We start from the raw sequence: 25683 nt of genomic DNA on the forward strand, positions 1-25683 counted from the left end.
TCAGGCGTCAGCGGACAACGTTGGGGGCAAAACAGCGGTTACCCTTTTTCGTTCGTTTGCGGACGGCGATGCCTACTGAACGGTGATCTCGCTCCGCTCACCGGCCTTGATCGTCACCGGCATTTCCTTGTCCTGGCCCTGATCGGACATGTGCCGCACGACGACATAGTCGCCGGCGGGGATCGTCTGTTGCCAGCTGTCGCCATAGGTCAGGCCGAGCGATTTGCGTTTACCCTCAATATCCTTCTTTGACGAGAACACCTCGATCGAATAGGCGCCGGGCGCCGACATTGCCAGCACGCCGGCGCCGAGAGCCACCTTCACATCCTGGTTGTCGCCGGCCTTGATGCTGAAGGGCTGTTCGACAACGGCGAGATCGAGCGTGGTTAGCGCGACATAGTCGTCCGGCGGCAGCCAGAATTTGCTGTCCGGACCGTAGGAGTGCTCCACGCTTTCACGCGAACCGTCGATCTTCTTCTTCGCCTTGACGATCTCGAAGCCGATGCCGGAATTGTCGGCCTTTTCGCCGCCGGCCGTGTAGTAGGCGTTGAGCACGGCATGGCCGACGCCGATCACGATATCCTTCTCGACCGTCTGTCCGGCGGCAAGCTGGATGGTTTCGGTCACCGTGCCGGCGCCGATCTGCACCGTCACCTTCTGCTCGCCGACGGGCACGGTGGCCTTGGTGTCGCCATAGTGGGTCGTGCTGCCGCCCGGATAGGCGAAGTCGACACGCGCCTCGCCGCTGATCTCCGAGCCCTGGCTCGCATGCGGGTGGATAACCAAGGTTCCGGCGTTCAGCGTGAACAACGGGCTGTAGGTCTGGCCGGCTTCGATCTTGATCTTCTGCTCGCTCCTTGCCTCGTCGGCGCGACCGACGACAATGTAATCGCCCGGCTCGAGTTTGGTCTTGAGCTCGCCATACTCGGTCATGACCTGATCGCCGCGCGAGCCGTCGGACTTGGCCTTGTAGATCTCCCAGGCATTGCCGTCGGTGATGGGATCGCCGCCTTCAGCCATGACGACGCTCGGCGTGAAGTTGAATTCAGGTTTGGCGGGTTCGGGTGCAGGCGCCGGCGCCGGGGCCGGAGCAGGCTCTGGCGCGGGCGGCGCCGCGACGGTCTCGACCAGCGCTTGCTGCAATGCCTTCTCGTCGGAGGCCTGGATGTATTTTCCGCCGGTGTTCTCGGCGAGGCAGGCGATCTGCCTGCCTTCGTCGGCGGTCAGGCCGAAGCCGACCACGTCGGCGGTGAAGTCGACGCCGGTCTCCTTCAGCTCCTTGCCGAGCGCGCACGGATCGCCACCGCAGGTCTCAAGACCGTCGGTGATGAGAACGACCGTGGCCTTGTCCTCGGTGTATTTCAGCGCTTCGGCGGCCTGCTTGACGGCCGCCGTCAGCGGCGTCTTGCCAAGGAATTTCATGCTGTCGGCGGCCGCCGAGATCGCGCTCGCCGAACCCGCCTGCGGCGGCACGATCAGCTCGATGTCCGCGCAGCTGCCTTTCTGGCGATGCCCGTAGGCCATGAAGCCGATCTCGTCGTCGCCCGGCATCGACTGCAGCACCGTGCGCAGCGATTCGCGCGCGATCTCGAGCTTCGGCTTGCCGTCTATCTGGGCCCACATGGAGCCGGATGCATCGAGAATGATGATGACCTTGTTGGCGGCAAAGCCAAAGGTGGTCATCGACAAAAGGAGGATCGCCGCAGCGACGCTCCGTGCCAGTCCCGCCATGAAAATCTCCTGAGTGAACCCCCGTCCGCGCCGGGAAAGCTATTTGAGCCGGGCTTTGCAGACAAGTCCGATGGCCGGCAAGTCGCTCAATAGGTGGTTCGGCGCTCTTCCGACGGCGGACGGCCGAACTGCAGCCGGTAGCTTTGCGCGAAATAGGAGTGGGAGGTGAAGCCGGTGGCGATCGCGACGTCGAGGATCGGCATGTTGGTCTGGCGCAGCAATTCGCGCGCCCGCTCGAGCCTGAGCCGCATGTAGTAGCGGCCCGGCGTCACGTTGAGATGGCGCAGGAACAGGCGCTCGACCTGGCGCACCGACAGGCCCGCCGACTTGGCAAGCTGCACCGCCGACAAAGGCTCATCGAGATGGTCGGCCATCAGCTCGACGATACGTCTCAGCTTCTCCGACTTGCCGGTGAGGTCGCGCTCAGGTCCGACGCGCTGGCGGTCACCGGCCGAGCGGATGCGCTCGTGCTGGAACTGGTTGGCGACGCCATTGGCGAGATTGGAGCCGAAATCGCCGCGCACGATCTCCAGCATCAGATCGATCGAGGTGGTGCCGCCGGCGCAGGTGTAGCGCTTGCGATCGATCTCGAAAACGTTGCCGGTGCAGTTGATGTCCGGAAAACGCTCCATGAAGCCGGCGCGGTTTTCCCAGTGGATAGTGCAGCGGTAGCCGTCGAGCTGGCCGGCCTCGGCGAGCAGATAGGAGCCGACCGAGAGCGCGCCGAGCGCGTTGCCGCGGCGGCCCCAGCTGCGCAGCGCCGCCAGCACCTTGCTCTTGCCGGGGAACTCGGTGGTGAGCCCGACCGAGACGAACAGGATATCGACCGGCGGCATGTCGGCGACTGAATAGTCGATCTTGAGCGGAAGGCCGTTGGAAGCCATGACCGCGTCGCCATCTGCCGATATCGTCGTCCAGCCGTAATAATCGCGGCCGAGCAGACGGTTGGCCGAGCGGAAGCAATCGATCGCCGCCGCCAGCGAGAACATCGAAAACTTGTCGACCAGCAGGAAGCCGAACTGCCGACCGCCCTGAACGGGATCGCCCATGACCGGCCGTTCAACAGGAGCAGTAAGATTCGGCAAGGATGCTGCTTCCCGATCAGAAGGACGGCCGCTTCAATCCGGCCGCGAGGTAGGCGGAAGCTACAGTGTTGGCCATCAGCATGGCAATGGTCATCGGTCCGACGCCGCCGGGGACCGGCGTGATGGCGCCGGCGACCGCGGCCGCTTCGGCATAGACGACGTCGCCGACCAGCCGCGACTTGCCTTCGCCCTTCTCTGGCGCCGGGATGCGGTTGATGCCGACATCGATAACGGTGGCGCCGGGCTTCACCCAATCACCCTTGATCATTTCGGGACGGCCGACGGCGGCGACCAGGATATCGGCGGTGCGCGCCAGCGCCGGCAGGTCCTTGGTACGGCTATGGGCAATGGTGACGGTACAGTTGGCGGCGAGCAGCAGATTGGCCATCGGCTTTCCGACGATGTTGGAGCGGCCGACGACGACGGCATTGAGGCCGGAAAGGTCCTTGCCGCGCACGCGCTGGATCAACAGCATCGAGCCGGCGGGCGTGCAGGGCACGAACGCCGTCTCGAGCTCGCCGGTACCGAGCTTGCCGACATTGATGAAGTGGAAGCCGTCGACATCCTTTTCCGGCGCGATCGTCTGGATGACCTTGCCGGCATCGATATGGCCGGGCAGCGGCAGTTGCACGAGGATGCCGTGGATCGACGGGTCGGCGTTGAGATCGCCGATGGTCTTCAACAGCTGCTCTTCGGTCGTCTCAGCCGGCAGCGTGTGCTGGAGCGAATGGAAGCCGCACTCCTTGGCCGTGCGCGACTTCGAGGCGACGTAGACCTGGCTTGCCGGATCCTCGCCCACGATCACCACCGCCAGACCGGGCCTGGTCGCGCCCTTGGCCGAAAGCTCGGCGGTCAGCGCCTTGACCTTCGATACCACGTCTGCGGCGACACTCTTCCCGTCGATCACTTCGGCCATCATTCACCTTCAACACTGTTGCGCGGCCACGCCTCGCACGCAGCCCTGATCCTCAATCCAGCAGTCGGCACGCGAACGCGGCGCGCAAGCGGTCAAATGCCGCGCGGCATTTTCACGAAAATTCGACCGGGCAATCCCGTCAAAACGTCGTCGGATGCCGTAAACCCGAAACCGGCTGCTTTTATCGAAGGCCGCTTTTAGCGAAGACGGGGTGTTTTAGAAATAGCGACGGCGCGAGCGGCTTTCGGTCAGAACGCGCACCGCCTCGCGGAATTCTCGCAGGCGGGCCCTGATCTCGTCGACCTGGTCCTGCCGATCGTCTGGCGACTGGCGCGCCTCGGCTGTCGGCGATTGCGAATGGGAAGGCGCCGACGGAGCGTATGTGTCGTCGGGTAGTTCCGGACGCTGCGGGTGGTCCGAACTATGAAATAGGTACGGCTTTGAGCGGACGGCGTCTCCAAGCCATGCACCGACCTTGGAGACTGGACTTTTCCGCAACCGCGCGAGCGGCTAAGGAGAGCCCTCTTTGCGGAGGTTTCGATGACCATCAGGCTTGTTCTCGCCGGTTGCGGCAATATGGGCTACGCGATGCTCTCGGGCTGGCTGAAATCCGGCAAGCTCGAGCCGTCGGCGGTGTTCGTGGTCGAGCCAAATGCCGAGTTGCGCAGGCGAGCCGAGCATCTTGGTTGCGGCGCCGCGGCCGACGCGTCCGCCATTCCCGCCGAGGCCATGCCCGATCTTGTCGTCATCGCCGTGAAGCCGCAGGTCATCCGCGATGTGACGGCAAGCTACAAGCGCTTCGGCGACGGCAGGACCACCTTCGTCAGCATCGCCGCGGGCACGCCGGTCGCGACGTTCGAGGAGATCCTGGGCCGGCTCGCGCCGATCGTGCGCTGCATGCCGAACACGCCGGCGGCGATCGGCAAGGGCATGATGGTGGTGTTTTCCAACCCGCTCGTTCCCGACAACGTCAGGCGGTTCGTCGCTGAGCTGCTCTCGGCGAGCGGTGTCGTGACGACGATCGACGACGAGAGCCTGATGGACGCCGTGACCGCGGTCTCCGGTTCCGGCCCGGCCTATATTTTCCATTTCATCGAGGCGCTGACGGTCGCCGCCGGGAAGGCTGGCCTGCCGGCCGAGACAGCCAAGCTGCTCGCCCTGCAGACCGTCTATGGTGCGGCCTCGCTTGCCGCCGAAAGCGATGAGGAGCCGGGCGTGCTGCGCCAGCAGGTCACCAGCCCCAACGGCACGACCGCCGCCGCGCTTGCCGTGCTGATGGGCGAAGACCGGCTGACGAAGCTTTTGACCGACGCGGTGGAAGCGGCGCGGCTCAGATCGATAGAGCTGGGGAAGTAGACCTCACGCCATACAGCATCTCGTCCTGCAGTTGACGCAGGGCAAATAGCTCGGTCGTCTGGTCGGGCGCGGCGTTGTCGGCGGTCAGGAGTTCGCCCTTCCTGACCGGCTTCAGCACCTTGCCGCCTTCGAGCAGTCCGACCGGCACGGCACGGCTGGCGCGCGCCTCGGCGACCGTCATGGTCCAGGAGCGGTAGCAGGTCTCGCCGATGGCGTCGAAGATCTCGCCTGCGGCGAGGTCGCGCTTGGCGACCGCGCAGACCTCGGCCACCGGTGTAGGCAGCGGCACCATGTCGGGCTTGCCGTAGAGCATGATGCGGGCTGCGGTCAGCGGCACCTCCAGCGAGGTCAGGTGGTACGGCCTGAAGAAGCTGTAATAGGGGCCGTGGCCGACATGGAGATCATCCATGCGCTCGACGACGCGGGGATGCGTCGCCTCGACGATGACGAAGACGCCAGGCGCCACGCCTTTGCCGATCGTGTAGTCGACGATACCCTTCTTCGACAGGATGCCGCCGTCCTCGCGCGGGATCAGCACCTTGGCCAGCTGATCACGGTCGGCTTTCGGGCCGTGCATGCCCGGAACATCGGGCACCAGGCCGGTGGCGTTGGCGATGGCGCACATCTCGACCATGGTCTTGGAGCCGTCGACGAACTCGACCAACATGCGCGGGTTCATGTTCCGGCGCAGCGCTTCATCCCGATAATCGTCGGGAACGGCGTCGTGGTTGAGCGGGTTGTTCTTGCCCTTGCCGGCCGAGACGATGGTATAACCGAGCGCCGAGGCGAACTCGATCAGCTCCATGCAGCTCGACGGCTCATCGCCGGCGCCGACCGAATAGACGACGCCGAGCCGATCCGCCTGCTGCTTGAGGTAGCAGCCGATGGTCACGTCGGCCTCGACATTCATCATCACCAGATGCTTGCCATGCTGCATCGCCATCAGGTCGAAATCGGCGGCGACGCCGGGTTTGCCAGTGGCATCAATGACGACGTCGATCAGCGGATTGGTGACCAGCATCTCGTTCGAGGTGATGGCGATCCTGCCGCTTTCTATCGCCCGGCTTATCTTGGAGGCGGTCTCGGCTTCTGCAGCCATTGCATCGTCGCCATAGGCGATGCGGATCGCGTCGCGAGCCGTGTGCGGGCGGCGCGTGGAAATGGCCGCAATAGAAATGCCCGGCATCAGCATGCCCTGCGTCACCAGATCGGTGCCCATCTCGCCGGAACCGATGACGCCGATGCGCACGGGGCGGCCGTCGGCGGCGCGCCGGGCGAGATCGCGGGCAAGCCCGGTCAGGGCGACATTTGTCATACAAGAACGTCCATGCTTTGCTTCAGCCCGCAATACAGGGAACGATCCCCGTTTGCCAACAAAACCAGCCACCCATGGCAATTTCGTGCGCACGTCTTGCAGGACCGGCGCAGATTTCCCGCAGCAATCCGCAACCTTCAGGTGTTTCAAAGCCTTGGCCATGTCCGGAGGAAGGGCAGATGCCGCGGTTCATGCCAAGTGCCGATCTGACCGCCAAAGTTGGCACGGTGAGCGACGCCTCGGTCGATTCCTTTGTGCGGACTTACTGTCTATTTAGGGAAAATAGTGTTCGCGGTCGGTTTCAACTGAACGGCGCCCTCGGCGAGGATCGTTTTCTGTGCCATTTTTGCTACATCCGCCGGGACTAATGGCTGGAATCCGTGCTTTTGGAGCGCTCTAAATCAATAAGTCCTCCCATCCGCGAAAAATCTGCTAGATACTCGTTGCAAGCTCCGGTGGCAGGCTTGGGCGAAATAAGCGCTGACAAAAACAAAAAGGCGCGGGGATAGTCACGGGGTAGAAATGACCAGGACGGGTAAAGTGACCGTCGGCTGGCGCCTTGCGCTTGCCATGACGGTGTCGATGCTGGCTTGCGGAAGCGCCAGCGCACTCACGCTCAAGGAAGCTGTAGCAGTCGCGGTCGAATCCAATCCGGAGATTGGGCAGGCGATCGAAAACCGCGAAGCCATCGAATTCGAGCTGCGCCAGGCGAAAGGGCTCTATCTTCCCAGCGTCGATCTCGAAGCGTCGACCGGCGTCCGCCGTCTGGATAACGACTCCCGGCGAGCGCTCGACGAGGACCATGACGCGCTTTATCCAAACGAAGCGGACCTCACCGTCTCACAGACGCTCTATGACAGTGGCGCGAGACGGGCCGAATTGAACCGCCAGGCCTCGCGCGTCGACGGAGCTTCCTTCAGGGTGCTGGAACGGTCCGAATTCATCGGGCTTGCCGTCGTCCAGGACTATCTCGAATACATGCTGCAGGCGTCGATCGTCGCCGAAGCGAAGAAGAACCTCGGCTTCCATCAGTCTATACTCGGCGACATCAAGCAAGGCATCGCGGGCGGCGCGCTCAACGATGCCGACCGGCAGCAAGCCGAGGAGCGGCTTTACGCCGCCAAGGCGCGGATGCAGGAGGCGACCGAGGAACTGGAAGCGGCCAAGATCCGCTTCTTCAAGAATGTCGGCAAGCCGCTGACCAATCCGTCGCGGCCGGCCGATGTGGCCGGCGCGCTGCCGCGCTCGCTCGATGACGCGATCGGGCTTGCCAGACAGAACAATCCGCGCGTCCACATGGCCAACAGCGACATCGATGCGGCCGCGTCGCTCGTCGACGCCGCGCGGGCGAAATACGGCCCCACCATTACCGCCGAGGGTGTCGCACGGGGCGGCTATGACATCGACGGCGACGACGGCGACACCAGCGACCTGCAGGCTCGGGTGGTGCTGCGCTGGAATCTCTATCGCGGCGGCATCGACAAAGCCAACGAGCAGGAGCAGATCCGCCGCACCAGCGAGCAGCGCCTCGCGCTGCATCAGGTGCTGCGCGAGATCGAGGAAGCCGTCCGCACATCTTGGGACCGCCGCTTCCGCCAGGCGGAACTTGCGCAGACGCTGCGGCTGCAGGCAGCAACCAACGAAAGGCTGGTTGCCTCCTACCGCGAGCAGTTCAAGGTCGGACAGCGCTCGCTGCTCGACGTGCTGGATGCGCAGAACACGCGCTTCAACACCGCGACGCTGGCCGACACCTCGTCCTACGCGTCGCTGTTTGCCCAATACCGGCTGCTGGCCGCGACCGGGGAGTTGCTGAAGACACTGAACATCCAGCCGGCCAAGCAGGCAGCCGCCTACGCGCGTAGCGAATTCGGCACGCCGGCGACAGCCGATACCGAAACCTATGCGCGCACACCATCGGAGCAGAAGAACGATCTGCCGTTCGACATCCTCGCGCCGGTCAGGAAGAAGTAGCCGATGTAAGCATCGATCTCTGGTCCTTCGGGCGGATCGTGAACCAGCAACCTAATATCATCTCGCCCAAGGAGGCTTTCAAAGCCTGCTTCTCGGCGATTGCAGCCTATCTCGGCCGACCGAGCGCCGAGACCGTGCTGTTTGCCGGGGTGCCGATTTCGGACACGCGCATCGAGCCGGACGACATCAGGCATCTGGCCGAACGGATCGGTCTCGAGGTCCAGGCCTTCAACCATCGCGATTTCGTGCGCGGCCGGATCGATCTTCCGGCCATCGTCTTTCGCGCCAGCCAACTCCCGGTTGCGTTGCTCGCCGAAACGGAAACCGGGCAATTTCTAACGGCGCCGCAGGAAAACGGCCGCACCACGATCGGCAAATCGGAGCTTGCCGAGAGCTACATCAGCGGTGGCGCCTCATTCTCGATCACCTATGCCAACACCGCCGAGGAGATGACGGTCGGCACGGCGCCGAGGATCGAAAGACGTCATTGGCTGACCGGAACGATGGGGACGTTCTGGCGCACCTACTCGAAGGTCGTGCTGTCGGCGGTCTTCATCAACCTCTTGGCGATCGCCTCGCCGATCTTCACCATGAACGTCTACGACCGCATCCTGCCGAACAAGGCGATCTCGACGCTCTGGGTGCTGGCGCTCGGGATCGGCGCGGCCATCCTGTTCGACCTGTTGCTGAAGACGGCCCGTGCCTCGCTTATCGACTATGCCGGGCGCAAGGCGGATCTCAGGATTTCCTATCTGCTGTTCGAGAAAGTGCTCAACTCGTCGCTTTCGGCGCGGCCGGGATCGACCGGCGAATACGCGAATCGTGTCACACAATATGAGTTCGTGCGCGAGTTCTTCACCTCGAATACCATAAGCGTCTTCATCGACACGGTTTTCGTCTTCGTCTTCCTGCTGGTCATCTACGCTATTGGCGGCTGGCTGGTGAGCATACCGGCGCTCGCCTTCGTCATCGCCGTCATTGTCGGTCTGGTGACACAGAGGCGCATCGGCAGGCGGGTCGCCGCCTCGATGAACGAATCTGCCCAGCGCCAGGCGCTCCTGGTCGAGTCCATTTCCACGCTGGAGACGATCAAGTCGCTGCGCGCCGAGGCCTATCTGCTGCGCAAATGGGGCGAGCACTCGAAGAACGCCGCCAACACCTCGGAGAAGATCAAGGAGCTTTCCGCCGCTGCCGGCAACATCACCGGCGCCATCCAGCAATTCGTCACCGTCGCCCTGGTGGTTGCCGGCGCCTATGCCTTCTCGGAAGGCCAGGTCTCGACGGGCGCGATTATCGGCACGGTCATGCTGGCGGGCCGCGCGGTCGCGCCGCTCGGCCAGATCGCCATCACGCTCTCCCGCTTCCGGCAAGCCGTGCTGTCGCTCAGGATCGTCAATACGATCATGTCGCAGCCGGAGGACCGGCCCGACACGGTCGGCTTCGTCAACCGGCCGATCCGCAGCGGCGCGATGCTGTTCAAGAATGTCGGCTTCGCCTATCCAGGCACCGAAAACGAGGTTCTGAACGGGCTCAACATTGCAATCCGCCCCGGCGAGCGCATAGGCATCATCGGCCGCATCGGCTCCGGCAAGACCACGATGGGCCGCCTGATCGGCCGGCTGTTCCTGCCGACGTCCGGAGAACTGCTGCTCGACGGCATCGACATCCGCCAATACCACCCGTCCGAAGTTCGTGCCGCGGTCGGTATCGTCGCGCAGGCCGGCGACCTGTTTTCGGGCACGATCAAGGAAAACCTTCTGATGGCCGCGCCGGACGCGACCGACGAGGAGATCATCGATGCGGCGAAGGCCGCGGGCGTCGACGACTTCGTCTCTCGCCATCCGCGCGGCTACGACATGAATGTCGGCGAGCGTGGCACCAATCTGTCGGGAGGCCAGAGGCAGGCCGTGGCGATCGCGCGGCTGCTGCTGACCAAGCCGAAAATCGTGTTCCTGGACGAGCCGTCGGGTTCGATGGACCTGGCCTCGGAACGGCAGTTGATCAGGCAGCTCAAGGTGGCGTTCGACCGCAACACGACGCTGATCGTATCGACCCATCGCTACAGCATGCTGGAGTTGGTCGACCGCCTCATAGTCATCGAGCAGGGGCGCGTGGTCGCGGACGGAGCAAAGGAACAAGTCATCCAGGCATTGCAAAAGGCGAATGCCTGACCGGGACGTTGGGGAATGTTAGCAAAAGACGACCGGCCGCCGCTTTTCGCTTCGGCGTCCGTATACATCATAGGGGCACTGTTCGTGGCCTTCACCGCCTGGGCATCCTTTGCCGAGGTCGATGAGATCGCGCGCGGCGACGGCAAGGTCATTCCCGCTTCCAAGACGCAGATCATCCAGGCGAGCGAAGCCGGCGTCGTCCAGGAAATCGCTGTCAAGATCGGCCAGACCGTCAGGAAGAACGATCTGATCATCCGCCTCGACAACACAGGCAACACCTCGAGCCTGGGTGAAGAGCAGGCCAAGGCGCGGGCGTTGCAGGCGCGCATTGCCAGGCTCAAATTCGAGCAGAGCGGCAATCTCGAGGGCGCGTTCCCCTGTCCGTCCGACATCCAGAAGACTGCCCCGGAGATCTGCGACAACGAGCAGAAGCTGCTCGTTGCGCGCCGGGACAACTTCCAAGTCAAGCTTTCCGTGCTGAAGTCGCGTCTCGATCAGCGCGAGAAGGAACTGGACGAGGCAACCGCCAATTCAGACCGCCTTTCCAAGAGCCTCGCCGTCAGCGACCAGGAAACGGCGCTGGTCGAATCGATGGTCAAGAAAGGCCTGATGGCCAGGACCGAACAGATACGCGTCGAGCGGGAGCAGACCGATCTCCGCGGTCAGCTCAACCTTGCCGGAGAGACCATCAAGAAGAGCAAGGCGGCCATCACCGAGGCGCAGCTTCAAGTCGACGAGCTCGGCCTGCAATTGCAGCAGGAAGCATTGAGCGACTTGACGCAGGCGCTGGCGGACCTCTCTGTGGTGGACGAAACCATTCGCGGCGCCACCGACAAGGTGGCGCGGACCGATATCCGTTCGCCTGTCGACGGCATCGTCAACACGCTCGATGTCAACACGCTCGGCGCTTTCGTCCAGCCGGGCGCGGTCGTGGCCGGCATCGTGCCGACCTCGGAGACGCTGCTGGTCGAGGCGCGGGTCTCGCCGCGCGACGTCGCCTTCATCCAGCCGGACCAGGACGCGCTGATCAAGGTCACGGCCTACGACTTCTCGATCTTCGGCGGCATCGAAGGCAAGGTCTCCAACATCACCGCCGACAGCCTGGTCGACCAGAAGACGGGCGAGCCCTACTATCAAGTGCGCGTCGCGACCGAGAAATCCACGCTGCAAAGGAACGGCAAGACTTATTCGATTATCCCCGGCATGATCTGCTCGGTCGATATCAAGACCGGGCGCAAGACGATCCTCAACTATCTTTTGAAGCCCATCAACAAGGCGCGCCAGGAGGCGATGAGTGAACGATAGCGCCGCACGCCCCGACACTCCGCGCGACCGGCTGCTGCCGCCGCTCGCAGCCGAGGATTTCGGCCCGGAGTTCCGCGTCGTGGCGCGTGGCGGCGTGCGCCGCGGCATCCGGCTGGAGCGAGCCTTCTGGGTGTCGCTGAAGCAGATGGCCGAAAACCGCAAATGCACGATCGGCATGCTGGTCGAGGAGATCGCCGAAAATCATCCCGACCAGGGCAATCTCACATCGGCGATCCGGGTCGCATGCATGCGCGGCCTTGCCGAGGAAAGCATGGAACTGCGCAAGCTCGCCTCGATCCGGACCATCAACGCGATCCTGGTCGCCTGCCCCTCGCCCGCCTTCGCGCTGTCTTCGTCGAAGAAGATCCTGACCTTCAATGCCCCGTTCCAGCAATTGGTCAGGCGCCAGCTGCCGAACGCGCCGGGCGACGATGGCAGGCAGGACCTCAAGCTGGCGCTGGACCTCAACGTCGTCGACGTTTTTGCCCGGCTCGACGCCAATGGCGAGACACCCGTCACCACCGGCTTCGTCATCGGCGCCGGCGAGCGCCGCTACAGGGGCCAGCTCAGCGCGGTGCGCGCGCCGGTCACAGAGCCGGAGCTGTTGATGGCGTTCGTCTTCAACGGTTGAAGAGGCAAGCCGCCTACTTCGCTCCGAAACCGGAGCCTGCCGACGTGACCGTCACATCGGGCGAAGCGCCTTCGCCGGGCGCCACTGTCGCGAAACCACCGGCGATGTCGGCGATCTGTGCGCCGGCTTTCGTGCCGTGGATCCAGGCTCGGTCGGTGCTGAATGAATAGAGCGGGACATAATCGGGAAGATCGCGGTCCATCGCCACAACGTTGCTGAGGCTGTCCAGGATGAAGGTGCCGCTTCCGGTGCTCACCGACAGCACCGCGTGGAAAAATTTCCGGCGGCGATCCTGCAGCACGACGAGCGACATGCTCTGCGCCGGGATCCCGGCGCGCAACAGCGCCGCCATCTTCAGGATCGCGAAATCCTCGCAATCGCCGGCGCGATGCTCGAGGATCTCCGACGGCTTCGCCCAGTAGTCGAGCTTGCCGTAGACGACGCTGTCCTTGCGATAGGCGATCAGCCGGTTGATGCTGCTGTTGACGAAGTCCAGCTTGTCGCGAAAAGTCTTGTTGGCTGCAATGCCGACGATCTCGCCAAACGCAGCGTTCTCACGATCGCAGGCACTTCCGGCCGTGCAGTCGATGATCGCCTTGTAGACGGGGGCCCAGCGCGCGGCGACCGGGAAGTTGCGCATGGACAAGGCGATCGACCCGAACACGCCGGGAATAATCGCCCCAGTCTGGATCGGGTCAACCTGGATCGGGTCGATCCGGATCGGATCGACGCCGAGGGTAGCCTCTCCACTCGCAGAACCTGACGCCGGGCGGACTTCGAGAGGCGCATAGGCACTGGCGGCACCGCCGACCCGGTAGGCGGCAACAGGCTGCCATGGCTGCAATCTGGCCAGCGAAACGCCGCCGAGATCGGCCGGCGCAGGTAGCGTTTGAGAGGCGGGACTTGCGACGGAGATCGCGCTGGCCGACGACGCATTCGGCAGACCGGCCAGGCCGATTGCCAGCAGCAGAACCTTGACCCTCGACGCCGACGAGGCAGCTTTTTGTATTTTCATGACGCCCACCTTTGACTGTGGACGCTAGCGATCTTGTCTCAAATTATCGGAAAGGAAGGTGGGTAAGTTTCCGCGAATCAATCTATTCTGCTTTGTCTCAAATTTTATTCAAATTTATACTTGAATTTGTCGAACTGCCGCCGCGCTCCCCAGCCGGTTCGGCGGCGCCCCTGAAGATATATAATTGGATATATCGTTGCGATTTACCAAGTGTAAAAAATGCAAATCCCTACATATTCAAGTATATCAAAAAGATTGGAGGTGTGTTGCAAAGTTCGAGCCCCGCATGTCTCTTGCCGGGAAATGCCGAAGGGGGCTTGAGCTATGACGACCAGTATCGAATTCGACGCCGTTTCAAATTTCTCGGACGAGCACGCGACTGTCGGCGAACAGCCGATTTCGGGTGTCATTTCGGGCGTCCAAGTCGCCCAGGCCTCCGGCGGCCAGACGGCACCAGCGGCAGGCGAACCTGTGCCGGTCGATGCGGGAAGCGGCGCGCCGGCAAAGGGCGACGGCAACGCCCAGAACGCACAAAGCACAGCCAGGCCGGCGGCGGACGGCAACGCTCCTGCCGCCAACGCCCCTGCCGGAAACGCGCCAGCACCGAACACGGCAGCCTCGAACGTTGCGCATGAATATCACGTCGAGGCCGGCAATGTCGTGAAGCTTCCGGCCAATGTCTCGATCGACGACATCAAGGTCGACGGGCACAATCTGGTGCTGGTGCAGCCGGACGGCGCCGAGATCGTCATCAAGGACGGCGCGCTCAACGTACCGACCTTCATCATCGGCGATGTCGAGGTGCCGCGCGTTGCCCTGATCGCCGCGCTCGAAGCCAGCCATGTCGATGTCGCCTTCGGCGCCGACGGCTCGATCTCGGCCGGCGGAAATGGCTCGCCAAGCAGCGCCGGCGGAGACTTCTCGGTGCCGCCTGGCGGGATCGGCGACGGCTTCGGTCTGTCGGCACTTTTGCCGCCAACGGCATTGGCGTTCGGACAGCCGGAGAACCGTGACCTGTTCCCGTCCCTGCTTAAGCCGGACTCCACGCCGTCGATCGGGACCATTGGCGAAGCGAGCGTCAACGAAGCCGGCCTGCCGGCGCGCAACGGTGAACCGGCTGGCTCGGATTCCGCCTCCAACTCCGAAACCACTTCGGGTGCCATCGGCTTCACGTCGCCGGACGGCGTATCGCAGGTCACGCTGGGCGGCCATGTGCTGACCACCGCGGCGCAGACCTTCACCGACGCCACCGGCTCGCTAACGGCAAGCTATTCCTTCGACGCGGGCACGGGCACCGGCGCCATCAGCTATTCCTACACCCTGCTCGACAACACCTCGGGCGACAACACCAGCGTCAGCTTTGGGGTTGGCGTCGTCGACTCCGACGGCGATGCCGCACCTCCCGGCACACTCACCATTGACATCATAGATGATGTCCCAACGGCGGTGGCCGATACGGACGTGGTGCCGTCGGGCTCGCATACCGAGATCGACGGCAACGTCATCACCGGCGCGGGAAGCGACGGCAACCCGGCAGGTGCCGACGTCAAGGGTGCTGACGATGTGACTGTGGTTGGTGTCGCGGTCGGCAACACCGGCGCATCACTGGACAACACGACGACCGTCGGCACGGTCATCCACGGCACCTATGGCGACCTGACGCTCGGCGCCAATGGCGACTACAGCTACGTCCGCAATGCCGGCACGCCCGGCGGCGTCAACGACGTCTTCACCTACACCATCAAGGACGGCGACGGCGACCTGTCGCACACCACGCTGACGATTACGATCGGCGACTCCACGCCGAGCGACAGCATCCCGGCGCCGGGCCTTGCCTCGACCACCGTCTATGAAGCGGGCCTGCCGCCGCATGGCGGACTGCCGGCCGGCTCCGGCGAGATCGCCGACGGCAATCCCAACAACAACTCCAACACCTCCGAGACCACGTCCGGCAGCATCGGCTTCACCTCGCCCGACGGCATCCAGACCGTCTCGCTCGGCGGCCACGTGCTGAGCGGCGTGCCGCAGACCTTCACCGACGCCACCGGCTCGCTGACGGCAAGCTATGTCTATGACGCGGCCACCGGCGCCGGCACCATCAGCTACTCCTACACGCTCGCCACCAACACCTCGGGCGACAATACCAGCGTCAGCTTCGCGGTCGGGGTGACGGACGCCGACGGCGACAGCGCGCCGGCCGGCAACCTGGTCATCAACATCGTCGACGACGTGCCGACGGCGCATGCCGATACCGACAGCGTCGCCGCCAACCAGTTCAGCGCCGAGGGCGGCAACGTGCTGACGGCGGTCGGCACCACCTCGCCGGTCGCCGGCGTCGACGTGCTCGGCGCCGACGGCGCCAGCGTGGCCGGCGTTGCCGCCGGCAACACCAATGCCAACCTCGACAATGCCGCGACCGTCGGCACGGTCATCCACGGCACCTATGGCGACCTGACGCTCGGCGCCAATGGCGACTACAGCTACGTCCGCAATGCCGGCACGCCCGGCGGCGTCAACGACGTCTTCACCTACACCATCAAGGACGGCGACGGCGACCTGTCGCACACCACGCTGACGATTACGATCGGCGACTCCACGCCGAGCGACAGCATCCCGGCGCCGGGCCTTGCCTCGACCACCGTCTATGAAGCGGGCCTGCCGCCGCATGGCGGACTGCCGGCCGGCTCCGGCGAGATCGCCGACGGCAATCCCAACAACAACTCCAACACCTCCGAGACCACGTCCGGCAGCATCGGCTTCACCTCGCCCGACGGCATCCAGACCGTCTCGCTCGGCGGCCACGTGCTGAGCGGCGTGCCGCAGACCTTCACCGACGCCACCGGCTCGCTGACGGCAAGCTATGTCTATGACGCGGCCACCGGCGCCGGCACCATCAGCTACTCCTACACGCTCGCCACCAACACCTCGGGCGACAATACCAGCGTCAGCTTCGCGGTCGGGGTGACGGACGCCGACGGCGACAGCGCGCCGGCCGGCAACCTGGTCATCAACATCGTCGACGACGTGCCGACGGCGCATGCCGATACCTGGGGTTCGCCCATCACCGGGCCCACGGCCCTCACCGGCCTGTTGAGCAACGACGTTTTTGGTGCCGATGGCGTGGCGACAACAACGCCCGGCGTGATAATGACCACCAATGGGGCTCACGGAACCGTCGTCTACAACAACGACGGAACCTTCACCTACACGCCGACCGGCGTTTATGTAGGATCCGATACCTTCACCTACACCATCAAGGACGGAGACGGCGACACCTCTACGGCGACAGTCACGGTGAACGTCAACACCAACACCGTTCCGACGGGCGGCGGCACCGTGTCGCTGACCGTCAACGAAGCGGCGCTTGACACCACGCTAGATGCCACGGCTCCGGCCGACCTGCAGCCGGGCGTCGTGACCGGCACCAACCCGAGCAGCCGCGGCGAGACCGCACAGGCCAGCAGCGGCATTACGTTCAACGCCACGGGCGAAGCGATCAGCGTCGCATTCGCCAACCCGACAGGAGATCCGAACTGGGTGGCTCCGACGGTTTCCGGCATGGCGGCTGGGTATTCGATCAGCTGGGCTCTCGTCGGCGGCCAACTGGTCGGCACGCTCATGCATGGCGTCACCAATCTTGGGCCATCCATCTATCTGGCGCTGTCGAACACCAGCGCCGGCCCGAACAGCACGTTGACCCCGGTGGTCACCGCGACGCTGACCGACCAGCTGCAGCATGCGGCCGGCTCCGGCAACATCACCGTCAACGGCCTGCAGGTGGTGGCAACCGACACGAGCGGCGATCATGTCTCCGGCGCGGTCAACCTGACCGTCCTGGACGATGCCCCAATGCCGTTCGTCGGCGACGGCATCAATCTGCCGGACTCGTTGCACTCGACATTGACGGAGCATCTGAACTTCGCGTCGGGGGCCGGCGCGGACGGCGTCGGCAATGTCGTGTTCAACGTCACCGAGGGCGGCGCCGTTACCGCTACGAACGGTTTGAACGTCTTCCTCAATGGCGAACAGGTCTTCTTCCATCTGGTTGACTCGCATACGATTGAAGCTCGGACCTCCGTCGCAAACGGCAGTGACCTAGCGTTCACTGCGACGCTCGACCCGGTAACGGATACCTGGACCTACACGCAAAACGGGTCGCTGTTCGCTGGCAATCAGTTCAACAGCGGTGGCTTCTCAAACCCAGGCGGTAGCAACAGCCCGGCGATCGTGCTGAATGGACCCGATGCCACCCAGAACGACCTTTTGGTCACCGCTAATAGCGGCAATACCGTGAATACAAACAATTCCGAATTCGGTGTCGACGGCGGCAACAGCATCGGCAGTGGAGAGACCATCCGGTTCGATTTCGTTCAGAATGCAACCACAGATGGTACCGTCGCCGGAAGCAACTTCACGAACCACTATGAGGTCAGCAGCTTCACGAGCACTGTCGACACCGGTGGCGGTGGCGCCGCCACCCTCATGATACGGGGCGTAAACGCGGACATTGACCACGTATATGTCGGCGACGGAGACGAAGGCACCGCCCAGTTCCTGACGGTCACCGTTGCGAACAACTCCGGAGGTACGGCACCAGTCGTACACTACAACGGCGACGGCACCGTCACGCTGACGAACCTGGGAAATGGCGACACCTTTACGGTGACCGCGAGCAGCGACGCTTTCAGCGCAATGGAGATTTCGGGCCTCCCGGGCACGAACACGTTCAAGCTCACGTCGCCGCTGTTCACGACGGCCAACGCCGAGACCCCTTTCGACATCAAGATCCCGGTGACTGGGACCGATGGTGACGGCGACACGGCTTCCGGCAGCCTGACCGCGCATCTCTATCCGACGAGCTCCTCGCTCGAAGGCACAAGCGGCATCGACTCGCTGGCCGCGACGGCCACCAAGACCACAGTCATGGGGCAGGACGGCAACGATACGCTGACCGGCATCAACGGGCACGACACGATCCTGGCTGGTGGGCAAGGCAACGACACGCTGACCGGCATGGACGGAAATGACATTCTCTACGGCGGATCCGGCAACGACACGCTCGTCGGCGGCGCCGGCAACGACCTGCTGGTCGGCGGTTCCGGCCAGGACACGCTGACCGGCGGCACGGGCGCCGACACGTTCAAGCTCGAGCATCTCGACATCAAGGATCTCATCACCGACTACCATGGTGCGGGTCCTGGTGGCGAGGGCGACAAGATCGACCTGACAGCGCTGTTCGACACGCCGGTGGGAGGCAATCTCGCCGACTACGTGCACTACGACGCCGGCACAAAGACGCTGAGCGTGGACACCAACGGCACGACCGGCGGCGCCAACTTCGTCGATGTCGCCGTTCTTCAGAACGCGCCTGCGGCCGGAACGATCAACATCCTCTATGATGACTCGAACCATCAACAGCACACGGCCACGATTTAGTGCTTATGCGCGGCGGTGCTGCTATGCTATGCGTTAGCGAACCGTGAATTCGCAATTTGGAGAGGGGCTTACATGAAACATTCCGTAAGACTGCTGGCCTCGGCCGTGGCGGTGCTGCTCGCCGGATCGACCGGCTTTGCCGCAGATATCATCGGCGAGCCGGCGGTGAATTATTGCCGCACCGTCGGCACCTCGGACCTGGTGCTGACCGACAACATGGTCGAGCTCAAGGACCATGTGGTGAAGCTGATGGACGAATCGGTCGCCGTCGCCAACAGCCCGGAATGGATCAACTCGTCGCGCCCCGCCTTCGTCTGGGCCTCGGAAGCCAAGGTCGCCTGCGGCAAGGCCTATGGCTATCTCAAGACCAACTACAAGGACGAGGACTACCTCAACAAGTGCGAATGCTTCCACGACCGCATGGTCGAGTACATGCACTGAGCTGACGGGCGCGCCGACCAGCTGCGATGATGGCCAAGAGAGCCTGCGCCGAGGCCGACGCTTGCGTGCCGGCGTGGGTTGCCACGCATGCCGGCGTGCCGCGGCTTTTCCGACGCGGGTTTTCGCGAGCGTTGGAGCGGTTCATCCGTTCGGGGAAACGCGGAACTGCTCCGGCTATGCGTTTTTGCGCAATCGCGGACGGGAAACCGCTGCGCACTTTTCCTGGAATGGCCCCGGCGCTTGCCCTTGCCGTTGTCGCGGCGATCTCCGGCTGCCAGTCGAAGAACGGCGCATCGGAGGTGCTGGATCCCGCGGCGATCGCCGCTCCGGCAAGCCAGGCCGGTGCCAACACCGCCGCGCCCGCGCAGCTGACCGCCAGTTCCGCAGCGACCGCTTCCAAGGGCAATCTGACGCTCGGCACGGGCTCGACCAAGATCGCCATGCTTTTGCCGCTCTCCGCCCCCGGCAGCGCGGGCGAGAACGGCAGGAAGATGTATGATGCCGCACGCCTGGCAATGGCCGATCTCGGCGACAAGCTGGTGACGCTGACCATCGAGGACACGCGCGGCGACAGCGGCTATGCCAAGGACCTGGCGGTGAAGGCGATCACTTCGGGCGGCGTGAAAATCGTCATCGGGCCGGCCGAGCTTGCAGCGGCACAGCACCTTGCCAAGCTCTCCGGCACGCAGCGGCCGCCGGTGCTGGCGCTGGCCGACAATTTCGCCGGCGGCCCCGGCGTCTATGCGGTGCGGCTGAGCGAAGCCGACAGCGCGGCGGCGGGCGCGGCAGCGGTCGCCAGCAAGGGCGCCAAGAAATTCGTGCTCCTGGTGCCGGCGGGCGCGAACGCCGGCGCTGTCGAGGCGCGGGTCGCCAACGCGCTCAGCATCTATGGCGCGACGCTTGCCGTGACGCTTCCGTATTCGGCGTCGGACGCCGCCAAGGTGGTGTCGGACATGGGCTCGCTGGTCGAGGCGCCCGACGCCGTCGTCGTCGCCAGCGGCGACGGCAGCCCTGTCGCCGTGCTGGCGGCGCTTAAGGCGAAGGGTATACCGGGCAAGGCCGTGAACCTGATCGGCACCGAGCGCTGGCTCGAGCGCCCGATCGATCCGCTCTATGAGGGCGCCTATATCGCGACGCTCGACCAGAGCGAGACCGGACCGATCGCCGACCGTTTCAAAGCGACCTACAACTACCAGCCCGACGTCAACGTCGCCTACGCATACGACATGGTGGCGCTGTCGGCCGGCATAGCAAGCTCGGTCGGCCCGAACGGTTTCTCCAAGCAGGTGCTGGAAAACACCAGCGGCTTCCGCGGCTCGACCGGCCTGTTCCGCTTCCGCGCCGACGGCTCGAGCCAAAGATCGATGCCGTTCTTCAAGGTGGAAAAGGGTAGACTGAAGCTGGTGGAGAAGTCGACGTCGGGGTTTTGAAAGGCTGGCTAGTTAAGCTGCTGCAAAATTCCGGAGCTGGTTGCGACCATCAGCGAGTAATACATCTGCAATGCTATTGCACAGATGGAAGCTGCAGAAATCGGCACGCCGAATGGCACGACGCCTTTGCGGTCCAAGTGCTGCACATAATGGCGGAACATGCCTGCCGGCAGCAGGAAGGGATTCTTGACCACCATTGCAGTAGCAATGGCGAAAACCAGCAGCAGCAATGAAAATACAACCAGGTCGCTTCCACCGATGAGAAATGGCACTACGCTCATCAGCTTGACGTCGCCGGCGCCAACCTTGCGCAAAAGCCAGAATGGAAAGAGCGCGACGAAAAGGATGAGGCCACCAATTGCACTGATACCCATGTCCAGCCACGAGCCGGTCTGCAGCGAATGGAAATGCAATGTTGCGAGACCCAGGCAGAGCAACAGTAGCACATCACGATTCGATATCTTCTGCGTACTGAAATCGGTCCAGGCGATCCTTGCCAGCAGGAGGATAGCCAATGCCTTGAACAAAAGCGATGCGGCCAGCAACATTTCGGCTACCGTTCGATGTTCTCAACGCTGGACGACAGGAGCTTCAAATTGTTGGCCACAGTCGGATCCTTGGGGGCCAGCTCATAGGCTTTGAGGAAATTGCGACGCGCCTCCTGCAGCTTGCCGCGCAGAAGATAGGAGTAGCCGAGGTTGTTGTAATATTCCGGCGTCGCGCCAAGCAGCCGGTAGGCCCTGGCATAGGCCATATCGGCGAGATCAAAGCGCCGGATGCGGTCGCAAGAGGCGGCGAGGCCCAGCCAGGCGACACCATCATTGGGCGCCAGCCGCGTCGCCTTGTAGAATAGGGCGCCGGCGTTGCCGTAGTTTTCGGAGCGGAATTGGGTCTTGGCCTCGGTGACGGCCTGGTCCGAAGAATAATAGTCGACGTCGCTGATCGTCTTGAGCCCATCGAACGTATCGCCAAAGGCGGTGTAATCACCTTTGGCGGGCTCATTGGTGCGAACCACACCATCGCTGGGATCGGTTTGGCAACCGGCCAGCAACATGATCAGCACACCAGCAGCAGCGGCGAGGCGTATTTTCCCTGTCATTCTGTCCCCCAGGGGTCCCCCGACTCCATTTAGAACCAAAGCATACGATTGCTCAGAAGAAAATGCCTCTCATGCGAATGATCACTGGCAGAAGCACGATCATGAGCACCACCGGAAAGATGCAGATGCCCAGCGGAATCATCATCTTGACCGGCAGTGCATTAGCACGTTCTTCCGCATAAAGGATTCTCTGTGTTCGCATTTCGTCACTGTATACGCGAAGAGCCTCAGTGAGGCTGGTGCCAAGTTCTTCCGATTGCCGAAACAGCACGGCAAGCGAGCGCGCCTCCTCGAGGCCGATGCGGTCGGCGAGCTCGCGCAACGCCTCGCGCAGCGTCTTGCCGGCACGCAGTTGCAGAGTCATGATCGAAAGCTGAATACCCAACCATTTGTGCGTCCCAGCCATTTCTTGGCTCACGCGCTCGACCGCCGCTTCCAGGCTCATGCCGGCATCGGCGCAGGTGATCATCATATCCATGAAGTCGGGAAAGCCGCGACGATAGGTCTGCCTCTGTGCGTTCTCGAAACGATCAAGAGCAATGCTAGGAATGACTAGACAAGCGAGGCCGAACAGGGCGGCGCCACCGAACGTTATGAAGCCAGGGATTTCCGGCGGAACAGCAGCCACCAATCCGGCGTAGCACCCGAGAAAACCGATGGCGACTGCGGCGATTCGCGACAAGGTGTAGAAGACTGGTGCGCTGGAATGATAAAATCCCGCTCTAAAAAGCCGGGCTTCGAGCGCATTTGGCTCGCCGCGTTCTTTCGCAAGCGCGCGGAAATAAGCGTCCACTGGTCGCTGGGCCGCAATCCTGACGAGTTGATGTTGCGCGTCCAGCGAACGCCGATTCAGTCCTCCTTCCGACAGCAGGCTCTCACCGACGAGCTTGCGGGTCTGAAAGGCGGGCCGGAAGACAAGCGCGCCGAACAGAAACAGCGCGGTCGCGGCAAGAAAAACGGTAAGCGAAATGAGAAGCCCGGAGCTCAGGATGTTCGAAAGGACGTTAATGACCGGCTCCCATCAGAAATCGAAGTTAATCATGCGATACATGATGAAGTCACCAAGCAGGGCCCATACGCCGAAGATGGTGAAAACCGGGAAGATGAGCGGATTACCCCAAACCGCTCCATAGTAGCTCGGGGCAGAGAGCCAAAGAATAGCGAACATGACCAGCGGGAAGAGCGAGATGAACCAAGCCGAGAAACGGCCCTCGGCGGAGAGCGCCCTGATCTTCATTCGGAGCTTTTGCCGTTCGCGCAGCACGGCCGACAGATTTGCAAGAATTTCGGTGAGGTTGCCACCAGTCTTGGACTGAATGGATAGCGATACCGAAAGCAAATGAAGGCCTTCGAAGCCGACCCGTTCGGACAGTTTGCGAGCCGCTTGCTCGATGCTCAGCCCAAATGTGATCTCGTCCGAGACGATGCCAAACTCGGTTCCGAGCGGATCCGGCATTTCGCGTGCCACGAGCCCGACGGCTACCGAGACCGGATGGCCGGCACGCAGCGAACGCACGATCATATCGAGCGCGTTGGGCAATTGCTTGGCGAATTTCATGATCCGCTTGTTGCGGGCCCGGCGAAGGAAGAGCAGTGGCAGAATGAAGCCCACAACAATGAAAGCGATCAAAGCTGGGATTGCCGAAAACCCCGCCAGCAGTTTCAGAAGCAACGCCACAACCAGTCCTGCCAAGATAAAGATGGCGGCAAATGTCAATGGATTTCCAGTGACGCCCGACTGTGTGTAGAGCCTATTCAGTGCAACGGCGCCAAAGATGTAATCACCGGAGTCTGTCAGCCCACGTTCGCGCAGCAGACTTTTCAAGGTCTGCTCGGCAGGCGCTTCATCGGCCAGGCGTTTCAGCCGCCGATTGATGGTCCCGGCTCGCGTGCGGCCTCTGGCATAGGAAACAAATAGCGCTTCGGCGGCGAGGATTACAGAAGCCGCTGCCAACACATAGACAAAGTAGAGTAGGGTCTGTCCGGTGAGCATCAGAGCGGAACCTGCGGATTGAATGCATCCTTGCCGAAATGAAGGCCAAGGGTCGCGGCCTCCTGGGCGAAGCGCGGACGGATGCCGGTGGCGCGAAACTCTCCGATGATCTGGCCGTCCGCTGCAACGTCGCGGCGAACGAAATGATAAAGTTCCTGCAACTGAACGACATTCCCCTCCATGCCGGTCAGTTCCGATATAGAGATCACCCGTCGGCCGCCGTCGGACAAGCGCTGCGTCTGCACGATAATGTCGATGGCCGAAGCGATCTGAGCCCGAATAGATTCGTGTGTCATCGGCATGCCGGCCATGCCGACCATCTGTTCGAGACGGGATAGCGCGTCGCGCGGGGTGTTGGCGTGGATGGTGGTCATGGAGCCTTCGTGGCCGGTGTTCATAGCCTGAAGCATGTCGAAAGCTTCCTCGCCGCGCACCTCGCCGACGATGATGCGATCGGGCCGCATTCGCAGCGCATTCTTGACCAGCTCACGCTGGCGCACCTCACCCTTGCCCTCGACATTGGGCGGGCGGGTCTCAAGTCGGCCGACATGCGGCTGCTGCAATTGCAGTTCCGCCGCATCTTCGATGGTGATCAGACGCTCTTTGGCCGGGATGTAGCTCGACAGCGCGTTGAGCAAAGTCGTCTTGCCGCTGCCCGTGCCACCCGAAACCAGGATCGACTTGCGCGACTGCACAGCGATGCGCAGCAAGTCGATCATTGGCTGACGAATGGAATTGAAGGCCATCAGACGTTCAAGCGAGTAGGGATTCCTGGAGAATTTGCGGATCGAAACCAGCGGGCCGTCCACCGAGATCGGCCGCACAGCAATATTGACGCGTGACCCGTCATCGAGGCGCGCATCCACCATCGGAGCCGATTCATCGACACGGCGGCCGATGTTGGAGACGATCTTGTTGACGACACGCAATAGATGCGCCTCGTCGCGGAAGCGGATCGAAGTCTCCTCGAGCACGCCGCGGCGTTCGATGAAGACATGGTTGTGGGTATTGATCAGGATGTCGGCGATCGAATCGTCCTTGAGCAGGGGCTCGATCGGTCCGAGCCCCAGCATCTCGTCAGCCGTGTCGCTGGTCAACTGATCCAGTTCGCGCGCGTTGAGCGGAACATTTCGACCGCGTACGAATTCGCGCACGATAGGCCGTATCTCGTTCAGGATTTCGTCCTTGGATGCATTTTCAAGGGCAGTCAGATTGAACCTGTCTATGAGATGCCTATGCAGATCGACCTTGAGCGACAGGAAATCGTCGGAAGCTGGCTCCGCCTGGATCGGCTGTATGACTGCCGCGCCATTGGCTGTCACAGGCGCGGACGCCGATTGCGGTCCGCGCTGCTCACCCGGTCCTTTGATGAAGCGCCCCAACATGTCACCGAACCCTGCTAGTTACCCCGAGGTCGAAACTAAGCGTTAACCACGAGCGGCACAAGCGCCTGAAGGACACAATACTTGCGACATAGTTAAGAAATTGAGATTCTAGAAATCGTTTTATTTTGCCCCGCTCGACGCCATCGACCAAAGTCCTAAGACCTTTGTCGCCACATATGCGGTCGAGCGCGATCTAACCCATCGCATATAAATATATATGACATACCTCTAATGTGTTGCTGCGGAGGCACGGGCGTGGCCGAATTGTGAACGAATGGTTAAGATCGCTTGAAAATCGAAGCGAATCAAGCTGTTGTGAAAATTGAGAAAGTCTTAAATCGAGTATTGGAGGGTTAAGAGACTGTTAATCCGTTTGACTCGGCTTTTTTGCGGGACCTAGGAT

General features: G+C 62.6%; 18 protein-coding genes. 8 read left to right on the top strand and 10 right to left on the bottom strand.

Annotation, left to right across the window (positions count from 1 at the left end; genetic code table 11):
* Nucleotides 1-72 precede the first annotated feature (72 nt).
* The 3 genes from A9K71_RS01310 to folD form a co-directional block, all read right to left on the bottom strand.
* Nucleotides 73-1731, bottom strand: a complete 1659-nt coding sequence (locus tag A9K71_RS01310) for a VWA domain-containing protein (RefSeq protein WP_066989321.1) — start codon at nt 1729-1731, stop codon at nt 73-75.
* Nucleotides 1732-1817: 86 nt separating this feature from the next.
* Nucleotides 1818-2780, bottom strand: coding sequence for a GlxA family transcriptional regulator (locus A9K71_RS01315; RefSeq protein ID WP_082953990.1), 963 nt, complete (start codon nt 2778-2780; stop codon nt 1818-1820).
* 52 nt (nt 2781-2832) lie between these two features.
* Nucleotides 2833-3732: a bifunctional methylenetetrahydrofolate dehydrogenase/methenyltetrahydrofolate cyclohydrolase FolD gene (folD, locus tag A9K71_RS01320; RefSeq protein WP_066989437.1), complete on the bottom strand. Its 900-nt coding sequence runs from the start codon at nt 3730-3732 to the stop codon at nt 2833-2835.
* Between the two features lie 540 nt (nt 3733-4272).
* On the opposite strand from folD, the gene proC reads away from it, so the two are divergent.
* Nucleotides 4273-5088 (top strand): pyrroline-5-carboxylate reductase, encoded by an 816-nt coding sequence (proC, locus tag A9K71_RS01325; RefSeq protein ID WP_066989325.1) that lies wholly within the window; start codon nt 4273-4275, stop codon nt 5086-5088.
* Here proC and A9K71_RS01330 read toward each other — a convergent pair.
* A complete protein-coding gene (locus tag A9K71_RS01330) occupies nt 5063-6403 on the bottom strand; it encodes an NAD(P)H-dependent oxidoreductase (RefSeq protein ID WP_066989327.1) in 1341 nt (446 codons plus the stop codon). The two genes, proC and A9K71_RS01330, sit on opposite strands and share 26 nt — an antisense overlap.
* A gap of 522 nt (nt 6404-6925) precedes the next feature.
* Between A9K71_RS01330 and A9K71_RS01335 the strand changes: the two genes are divergently transcribed.
* The 4 genes from A9K71_RS01335 to A9K71_RS01350 are packed head-to-tail and all read left to right on the top strand — an operon-like array spanning nt 6926 to nt 12481.
* Entirely contained in the window at nt 6926-8374 is a 1449-nt protein-coding gene (locus A9K71_RS01335) for a TolC family protein (protein ID WP_082953989.1), read from the top strand.
* A gap of 38 nt (nt 8375-8412) precedes the next feature.
* On the top strand, nt 8413-10545 hold the full coding sequence (locus A9K71_RS01340) for a type I secretion system permease/ATPase (RefSeq protein WP_082980288.1): 2133 nt from the start codon (nt 8413-8415) through the stop codon (nt 10543-10545).
* Between the two features lie 15 nt (nt 10546-10560).
* The gene (locus tag A9K71_RS01345) at nt 10561-11850 is read left to right on the top strand and encodes an HlyD family type I secretion periplasmic adaptor subunit (RefSeq protein WP_066989331.1); all 1290 of its coding nucleotides are present in this window, start codon (nt 10561-10563) and stop codon (nt 11848-11850) included.
* Entirely contained in the window at nt 11840-12481 is a 642-nt protein-coding gene (locus A9K71_RS01350) for a ribbon-helix-helix domain-containing protein (protein ID WP_066989333.1), read from the top strand. Before A9K71_RS01345 ends, A9K71_RS01350 begins: the two co-directional genes overlap by 11 nt.
* Before the next feature lie 13 nt (nt 12482-12494).
* On the opposite strand, the gene A9K71_RS01355 is transcribed toward A9K71_RS01350, so the two are convergent.
* On the bottom strand, nt 12495-13496 hold the full coding sequence (locus tag A9K71_RS01355) for a transglutaminase-like cysteine peptidase (RefSeq protein WP_066989335.1): 1002 nt from the start codon (nt 13494-13496) through the stop codon (nt 12495-12497).
* Between the two features lie 324 nt (nt 13497-13820).
* On the opposite strand from A9K71_RS01355, the gene A9K71_RS31865 reads away from it, so the two are divergent.
* The 3 genes from A9K71_RS31865 to A9K71_RS01370 all read left to right on the top strand — a co-directional run bounded on the left by A9K71_RS31865 (nt 13821) and on the right by A9K71_RS01370 (nt 20803).
* Nucleotides 13821-18932, top strand: a complete 5112-nt coding sequence (locus tag A9K71_RS31865; protein ID WP_066989337.1) for an Ig-like domain-containing protein — start codon at nt 13821-13823, stop codon at nt 18930-18932.
* A 72-nt stretch (nt 18933-19004) separates the two neighbouring features.
* Nucleotides 19005-19373, top strand: coding sequence for a hypothetical protein (locus tag A9K71_RS01365; RefSeq protein WP_066989339.1), 369 nt, complete (start codon nt 19005-19007; stop codon nt 19371-19373).
* A 176-nt stretch (nt 19374-19549) separates the two neighbouring features.
* The gene (locus tag A9K71_RS01370; RefSeq protein WP_066989340.1) at nt 19550-20803 is read left to right on the top strand and encodes an ABC transporter substrate-binding protein; all 1254 of its coding nucleotides are present in this window, start codon (nt 19550-19552) and stop codon (nt 20801-20803) included.
* A gap of 8 nt (nt 20804-20811) precedes the next feature.
* Here A9K71_RS01370 and A9K71_RS01375 read toward each other — a convergent pair whose 3' ends face one another.
* The 5 genes from A9K71_RS01375 to A9K71_RS01395 all read right to left on the bottom strand — a co-directional run bounded on the left by A9K71_RS01375 (nt 20812) and on the right by A9K71_RS01395 (nt 25280).
* Nucleotides 20812-21351 (bottom strand): prepilin peptidase, encoded by a 540-nt coding sequence (locus A9K71_RS01375; RefSeq protein ID WP_066989342.1) that lies wholly within the window; start codon nt 21349-21351, stop codon nt 20812-20814.
* 5 nt (nt 21352-21356) lie between these two features.
* Complete coding sequence (locus A9K71_RS01380) at nt 21357-21902, bottom strand: tetratricopeptide repeat protein (RefSeq protein ID WP_066989344.1); 546 nt, start codon at nt 21900-21902, stop codon at nt 21357-21359.
* A 52-nt stretch (nt 21903-21954) separates the two neighbouring features.
* Nucleotides 21955-22695, bottom strand: a complete 741-nt coding sequence (locus A9K71_RS01385; RefSeq protein ID WP_245299496.1) for a type II secretion system F family protein — start codon at nt 22693-22695, stop codon at nt 21955-21957.
* A gap of 228 nt (nt 22696-22923) precedes the next feature.
* Nucleotides 22924-23895, bottom strand: a complete 972-nt coding sequence (locus A9K71_RS01390; RefSeq protein ID WP_066989348.1) for a type II secretion system F family protein — start codon at nt 23893-23895, stop codon at nt 22924-22926.
* The gene (locus A9K71_RS01395; protein WP_066989349.1) at nt 23895-25280 is read right to left on the bottom strand and encodes a CpaF family protein; all 1386 of its coding nucleotides are present in this window, start codon (nt 25278-25280) and stop codon (nt 23895-23897) included. Before A9K71_RS01395 ends, A9K71_RS01390 begins: the two co-directional genes overlap by 1 nt.
* Nucleotides 25281-25683: the final 403 nt, after the last annotated feature.

This window comes from Mesorhizobium sp. WSM3873, assembly GCF_001672445.1.
In the GTDB taxonomy this organism is placed as follows: domain Bacteria; phylum Pseudomonadota; class Alphaproteobacteria; order Rhizobiales; family Rhizobiaceae; genus Mesorhizobium.

Excerpts from the sequence above, each read along its gene's own strand:
- A9K71_RS31865 (WP_066989337.1), top strand. The coding sequence starts at position 13,821 with ATGACGACCAGTATCGAATTCGACGCCGTTTCAAATTTCTCGGACGAG.
- A9K71_RS01375 (WP_066989342.1), bottom strand. The coding sequence starts at position 21,351 with ATGTTGCTGGCCGCATCGCTTTTGTTCAAGGCATTGGCTATCCTCCTG.
- A9K71_RS01355 (WP_066989335.1), bottom strand. The coding sequence starts at position 13,496 with ATGAAAATACAAAAAGCTGCCTCGTCGGCGTCGAGGGTCAAGGTTCTG.
- A9K71_RS01365 (WP_066989339.1), top strand. The coding sequence starts at position 19,005 with ATGAAACATTCCGTAAGACTGCTGGCCTCGGCCGTGGCGGTGCTGCTC.
- A9K71_RS01345 (WP_066989331.1), top strand. The coding sequence starts at position 10,561 with ATGTTAGCAAAAGACGACCGGCCGCCGCTTTTCGCTTCGGCGTCCGTA.
- A9K71_RS01390 (WP_066989348.1), bottom strand. The coding sequence starts at position 23,895 with ATGCTCACCGGACAGACCCTACTCTACTTTGTCTATGTGTTGGCAGCG.
- A9K71_RS01330 (WP_066989327.1), bottom strand. The coding sequence starts at position 6,403 with ATGACAAATGTCGCCCTGACCGGGCTTGCCCGCGATCTCGCCCGGCGC.
- proC (WP_066989325.1), top strand. The coding sequence starts at position 4,273 with ATGACCATCAGGCTTGTTCTCGCCGGTTGCGGCAATATGGGCTACGCG.
- A9K71_RS01310 (WP_066989321.1), bottom strand. The coding sequence starts at position 1,731 with ATGGCGGGACTGGCACGGAGCGTCGCTGCGGCGATCCTCCTTTTGTCG.
- A9K71_RS01335 (WP_082953989.1), top strand. The coding sequence starts at position 6,926 with ATGACCAGGACGGGTAAAGTGACCGTCGGCTGGCGCCTTGCGCTTGCC.
- A9K71_RS01380 (WP_066989344.1), bottom strand. The coding sequence starts at position 21,902 with ATGACAGGGAAAATACGCCTCGCCGCTGCTGCTGGTGTGCTGATCATG.
- A9K71_RS01315 (WP_082953990.1), bottom strand. The coding sequence starts at position 2,780 with ATGGGCGATCCCGTTCAGGGCGGTCGGCAGTTCGGCTTCCTGCTGGTC.
- folD (WP_066989437.1), bottom strand. The coding sequence starts at position 3,732 with ATGGCCGAAGTGATCGACGGGAAGAGTGTCGCCGCAGACGTGGTATCG.
- A9K71_RS01395 (WP_066989349.1), bottom strand. The coding sequence starts at position 25,280 with ATGTTGGGGCGCTTCATCAAAGGACCGGGTGAGCAGCGCGGACCGCAA.
- A9K71_RS01370 (WP_066989340.1), top strand. The coding sequence starts at position 19,550 with ATGCGTTTTTGCGCAATCGCGGACGGGAAACCGCTGCGCACTTTTCCT.